Annotated in this window: 7 protein-coding genes; 1 reads left to right on the top strand and 6 read right to left on the bottom strand. The window is 32.9% G+C overall.

Features of this window, described 5'->3' with window-relative positions:
* Window positions 1-256: 256 nt before the first annotated feature.
* The 6 genes from AC6CHR_RS24995 to AC6CHR_RS24970 form a co-directional block, all read right to left on the bottom strand.
* Window positions 257-622 carry a GtrA family protein gene (locus AC6CHR_RS24995; protein WP_498251894.1) on the bottom strand — a complete coding sequence of 122 codons (366 nt, stop codon included), beginning with the start codon at window positions 620-622 and terminating at the stop codon, window positions 257-259.
* Between the two features lie 25 nt (window positions 623-647).
* Window positions 648-1,661, bottom strand: coding sequence for a glycosyltransferase family 2 protein (locus AC6CHR_RS24990; RefSeq protein ID WP_498251893.1), 1,014 nt, complete (start codon window positions 1,659-1,661; stop codon window positions 648-650).
* 18 nt (window positions 1,662-1,679) lie between these two features.
* Window positions 1,680-3,353, bottom strand: a complete 1,674-nt coding sequence (locus tag AC6CHR_RS24985; protein WP_498251892.1) for a DUF6044 family protein — start codon at window positions 3,351-3,353, stop codon at window positions 1,680-1,682.
* A 184-nt stretch (window positions 3,354-3,537) separates the two neighbouring features.
* Window positions 3,538-3,789 carry a hypothetical protein gene (locus AC6CHR_RS24980; RefSeq protein WP_498251891.1) on the bottom strand — a complete coding sequence of 84 codons (252 nt, stop codon included), beginning with the start codon at window positions 3,787-3,789 and terminating at the stop codon, window positions 3,538-3,540.
* The gene (locus AC6CHR_RS24975) at window positions 3,770-4,285 is read right to left on the bottom strand and encodes an RNA polymerase sigma factor (RefSeq protein ID WP_498251896.1); all 516 of its coding nucleotides are present in this window, start codon (window positions 4,283-4,285) and stop codon (window positions 3,770-3,772) included. Before AC6CHR_RS24975 ends, AC6CHR_RS24980 begins: the two co-directional genes overlap by 20 nt.
* A 16-nt stretch (window positions 4,286-4,301) precedes the next feature.
* Window positions 4,302-4,673, bottom strand: a complete 372-nt coding sequence (locus AC6CHR_RS24970; protein WP_498251890.1) for a group-specific protein — start codon at window positions 4,671-4,673, stop codon at window positions 4,302-4,304.
* A gap of 350 nt (window positions 4,674-5,023) precedes the next feature.
* On the opposite strand from AC6CHR_RS24970, the gene AC6CHR_RS24965 reads away from it, so the two are divergent.
* Window positions 5,024-5,215: a hypothetical protein gene (locus AC6CHR_RS24965; RefSeq protein ID WP_498251889.1), complete on the top strand. Its 192-nt coding sequence runs from the start codon at window positions 5,024-5,026 to the stop codon at window positions 5,213-5,215.
* Window positions 5,216-5,582: the final 367 nt, after the last annotated feature.

Below are 5,582 nucleotides of genomic sequence, written 5' to 3'. Positions count from 1 at the left end.
TTGCTTGTCCAATCTCGTATTGCGACTGGAATACAATCATAACATTTATCTTTTAAGACGTCAACAACTTTTTAAAAAGTTTATTGTGACATCAATCTCAAACGTTTGTTACGACAGATATTTATTTTACACTATATTTATAAAATGTCAAACCTTTTTTCTCTAGCTGTTATTTGCTAGATTCATATCATAACAATAATATACACATTAATCAACTGGTATTAAGTGGTATATCTTAAATGCACACTTGTTAATTTCAATACCTAAATGTTACATATCGTTGCCCCAAATAGTTCAGTACCGTATATATCATAGCTGCTATTAATACTGACAACTCTTCTGTGTATAAACCTAGATTAACAAATAAACTATTAGTAATCAGGCTATAGCCCAGCCGATATGAAATGATGTAGCTTCCTACTATCACAAAGACAAATAACGTAATCCCTTTTTTATCATTCACTTTGCTTTTGAATGTGAAGTTTTTATTTAGAAAATAACTTACTATAGCTCCTATTCCATTTCCTATAGATGTAGACATCCAATAAGGCCAACCCACCACATTTAAAAGTAAAAATATAAGAGATAACCCAATACAGGTGTTAATTAGCCCTATAAACATAAATCGAACTAAAGTATTAGATCCTTTAAAGTAATTCTCTATGATCAAGGACATTAGAGTCGATATTCCTTTCTATTAGTTGTTGGGTAAGGCTGTACGTATCAATATCTATGATGTATTTAGGGCGCCTCTTCGATTCCTTATAAATCTTACCTATATACTCTCCGATCAAACCAATTGCAATTAATTGTAACCCTCCAATTAACCAAATTGATGTAATCAATGAAGTCCATCCAGTTTCAGTTTCTCCAATAAACTTTAATGTAATAAAATAAGATCCAAACAATAAACTCGTAAAAAACGATAGAAACCCTAGTAACAAAACAAACCTTATTGGTGTGACTGAAAATGAAGTGATACCTTCAAACGCAAAAGATAACATCTTTTTCACTGGATACTTTGTGACACCTGCAAACCTTTCTTTTCGATCATAATAAACAGATGCTGATGGATACCCGATTAATGGCACTATCCCTCTTAAAAAGAGATTAACCTCTTCAAACTTTTCTAATCCTATAATTGCTCTCTTACTCATTAGTCGAAAATCAGCATGGTTGTAGATGAGATTAACATCCATTTTTCTCATTATTTTATAAAATGCTTCTGCAGTTGTTCGTTTGAGTAGATGATCTGTATCACGTTTTTCACGCACACCATAGACAATATCAAAACCTTGATTAAATTTTAAGATGAACTCTTTAATGATAGTTATATCATCTTGTAAGTCAGCATCAATAGAAACTACACAATCAGACGTTTCATTAGCTGTTACTAAACCAGCAAGCAAAGCGTTTTGATGACCTACATTCCTAGCTAGTTTCAACCCATGGATGATCGTATTATTTAAGCTTTCTTTATAAATTATCGACCATGTACCATCTTTGCTCCCATCATCGACTAATAAGATCTTACTTTTATCTGACACTATATTTTCTTTCATTAAGCCGTTTAATGTATCACTTAGCTGGGACATCGTTTCTGGCAAAACTTCTTCTTCGTTATAGCATGGAACAACGATAGTAAGTACAGGATCCGTCATAGTTTAACCTCCGAAGTTTTATAAGACCTTATATAAGTATATTTTCCAAGCTGATAATTCTGATTGAAATGTTTTATCTAAAACAAGTTGGTTTTCTAACGCATTTTCTATAGGGACAGCAGAAAAGATATAGTCTCCTCCCAACTTTTTAAAAGCGTCAGTATTTAGTTCAAGGTTTTTTAACGTTTTCTTAGTATGCTTTTTAAACATATAATGTTTACCTAATTCTGAAGTGAAAATATAGCACCTCCCACCCCACTCATCAAAATATGTTTTAATTGTGGAGTCTTTTGCGAGTTCTTTTTCAATAATCTTTCTAAATTCGTATTTATAAGATAACGGATAAAAATTATTATACGTATCTAGGGTATAAAAGCCGTTATATTGTGCGATGGAGGGATGTATTCCGATACTTGCTACACGATACTCCTCTTGTGGTAAACCAATATGTGATTTTATATCTCCAAATAATTCCTCTGAATAAAATTCTCTTACAGTGGGTTTCTTATGGTATATAAATTCATCATTAAAGGCCATCAATATAAGAAGCTGGGCTATTAATAAGAATTTCGCATATTGCTGCCAACCCTTTCTATAGTTCCATATAATCTTCAAACCAAGTGCAAATCCCATATAAATGACTAGAGGTCTTAAGAATTGAAACCTTGCAAAATTAAAGGTATCCATAAAATGAAATCGCTCTGTTAAGGGAAGCCAGCCTTTATAGAACCAAAAGGCATACCATGCAGATAAGCAAAAGTTTAAGATTAACAGATATAGAAATACATTTTCCTGCTTCCACATCTTTTTCACTATTACTATATATAAAGCAATAATTGTTACAGCAAGTATTATGAAACCATGAACAGTCATGACATGAGTATGCCCTAGCACGAAGTTTTTGAATGTTAACCGAACCACTCTCCATAAAGATAGCCTCGCATGGAAGTATTCATCTCTACTATTTGGCTCTTCATCAAACAAAAAAGAATAGACTAATCGATACTCAACAATTAGATATAAAACAGTCATAAATACAATTGCTAATAAAAAGTGAAGATTTCGTTTCCCTTTAATAAAATCAACTAACCAAAATATCCCCATTGCAAATAGAAAAAAGAAAAATCCTAATACGATGCTCGAATAAAGTGGGATTAATGTTAGTACCAGATATTGTTTCCAAGATCTAGTTCCTTGTCTTATATGTAAAAAAGCCCATAAAGCTAACGGCATTCCTAGCGTACTTAACATCCCTGACGGCCAAAACGGAGTTAACGAAAATGCTAATGCAACACCCACATTTAAAACTTTATAATTTTTGTGTTCGATAACGTGATCCTTTAGCAATAAATACATTCCGATAAAAGCAAAAATTCTCGTAATCGTTTGACTTATCGCATAGGCTGTCATTGTTGGAAGTAAGGCATAAAGCCAAACAATAAGACTATATTCTGTTCCATATGCATTTCTAGGTAATCCATTAATCACTTGAGGAATCGTAGCATTTGTCGGCGATAGTAATTTCCCACTCTCACTTAAAACCTTGTACCACGCTAAGTTAGAATCTAGATTATCATGTACTCGAATATGTGCATCTTCACCCAATAGATAGAGTGGTAACAGATAGATGCCAATCATAAATAGTGCAAGAATAACTAATTTCTTTTCAGTATATAAAGTACGTAAAGACAATATTCACACCCCCCTAGCATCAAATATCAACGTTTACTTAACATTTGCAACTTTAGGAAAAAAAATACAAAGAAACATTTTTTTGAAATTAAAAAGAGCCAGCTATTGCTGACTCTTGGACTTTAGACTATTGCTATCTTGACAAAACCATTAGAAGGTACTGCATCCTTATTCATCTAACGAGCTACGAAGAAAAATGTAAGTAGGCTTGTAAAAACCCGATAAATATTGAACCAAGTATCGGTATAATTTTCAGCAATAATACACCTTTTGTTGTTGAAAGTATTGCTTCAAGTGGGTTTTTTGCTGGTGATGCAAGAATATGAATGATTCGTTCCCACCGATTTGGCTTTAAAGAAAAATTCGGGATATTTACACTGTAGTTATCTAATTCCTTACTCAGTTGAGGTTCATTTTCAAAAGGATCCTGTTTCATTATTAAATTCCCCCAAACCATCTTTTAATTTTTGAATAGCACTGTGTAATCTAGATTTAACAGTTCCTTTAGGAATCCTCAGGATTAATGCAATTTCCTCTTGTGACATATCATGATAGTAAAATAGTAAAACTACAGCACGATGCATGTCAGGTAGGTTGGCCACTGCATCGCGAATTGTCATTCGATCAGTATGATTGATCCCATCCTTTGGTATTGGCGAAAGAAAGGGTAAGAGATTATACCATTTCTTCTGGCGATTGATTTTAGATACCATCAGACTATAGGCAATTTGAAATAAATATGATCTTACTTTCCCTTTGTCTGGATTGTACTGATGTTTATACCGCTGTAGTTTTACAAACGAATCTTGAACAATATCTATACTTAGCTGCTCATCTCTTGTATAACGATATATAAAAGAATAAAGCGGTTCTTTTAACCGATTATACAATTCTTCTAACTTCTGGACGTCACCCTTTTGAAAAGCGATCATTAAATCATCTTCTTGTTCATTCAAGGTCATCGCCCCAGCGTTCCTTGATAGCCTTTAAAGTTATAGACACTCTTGTAATTAAATAGATAATTGTAATAATTGTCCAAGCCTGTGATTGATTTGTAAAAAATTGAACAAATGGATTTTCAACAGATTCCCCAGATGAAATCAGTAAATTTAACGCCTGCACACAAATAATCGTATAAATGGCCAAACATAAGGTAAGTGTGTCAAAAATGTTCCACCTTAAATATATTTTTGTCTTCTTATAATCAATCTTACCCTTCTCACGAAATACATACCTACGATCCATTGGTATAGCAATTGCTAAAATCAAAACCAGTAATAATCCCATTACAATAAGCGAAACGATCCAACCAGTATCCACTGTAACATCCCCAATCCTCTTTAATAACTATACAATTAAGCAAGGTGAAAGGTTCACTGAATATAAAAATTAATCTCATTTAAGGCTTTGGTAATCTATTTATTTATTAAAACGAAAAAAGGAAGTAATAGGTAAGTGCAAATCTTACATTCACCCTTTTTATTATGAGTGGTTTTTAGTAGTAGAACCAGTTGTCCTTTAATTACTTAATAAAAGTATAAATGGATCACCCAACCGAATAACCGAAACTGAAAAACTGTAAATAAAGAAATGGAAGTTAAATACGATATGCTATTATAGGTAGTCTTATCTTTTATACTAACGGAGTTGGACATGCTGTAACTTTCACTATGGTAGAGGAGATACATTTTGATACCTGGCATCGTTCGGATGGCAGTGTTGACTTTTATATAGAAGAAGTGACAAAAAACAGCATAGACAAATGGGGCTATGTAGATAAGTATATTCCCAATTATCGACCTAAACGTGGGGTGACGTTTAGAGGGAAACTAAGCGACTTACTCATTCGTGTGAAGATCTAAAAGGTGATTTTCTTAAAGGGTCCCTTTGAAGAATAAAGCAATAGAGATAGAACGATAAATATATATATATCTACTATCAATTATAAAAAGATGATCCAAGTGGTGTAGAAATGGTATTTATAATGATATAAATTTCCTAATATACAAGATACAGATTCTTTAGGATAAGCAGAAATGAAAATGAGTTATTCCCTGATACTACTAGTGTTCACAAACCGAGACATATTCTAAATGAAATAGTCTAAAATAATATCAAACTTATTCCAATCCTCTAACGATATGCGATTTCTTCGTCATCTTGTACGTTAAGATCCCCGTGGGTAACAAAGTGGCCGCACATTCTTCTCCCTCCTCAGACTAGAATTCT

This window comes from Metabacillus sp. GQ13, from assembly GCF_059758525.1.
The sequence above is the reverse complement of the archived record's forward strand: the minus strand, read 5'-3'. Positions and strand labels throughout refer to the sequence as shown.

Coding starts and splice junctions, on each gene's coding strand:
- AC6CHR_RS24975 (WP_498251896.1), bottom strand. CDS start 4,285: ATGATCGCTTTTCAAAAGGGTGACGTCCAGAAGTTAGAAGAATTGTAT.
- AC6CHR_RS24990 (WP_498251893.1), bottom strand. CDS start 1,661: ATGACGGATCCTGTACTTACTATCGTTGTTCCATGCTATAACGAAGAA.
- AC6CHR_RS24965 (WP_498251889.1), top strand. CDS start 5,024: ATGGTAGAGGAGATACATTTTGATACCTGGCATCGTTCGGATGGCAGT.
- AC6CHR_RS24980 (WP_498251891.1), bottom strand. CDS start 3,789: ATGAAACAGGATCCTTTTGAAAATGAACCTCAACTGAGTAAGGAATTA.
- AC6CHR_RS24995 (WP_498251894.1), bottom strand. CDS start 622: ATGTTTATAGGGCTAATTAACACCTGTATTGGGTTATCTCTTATATTT.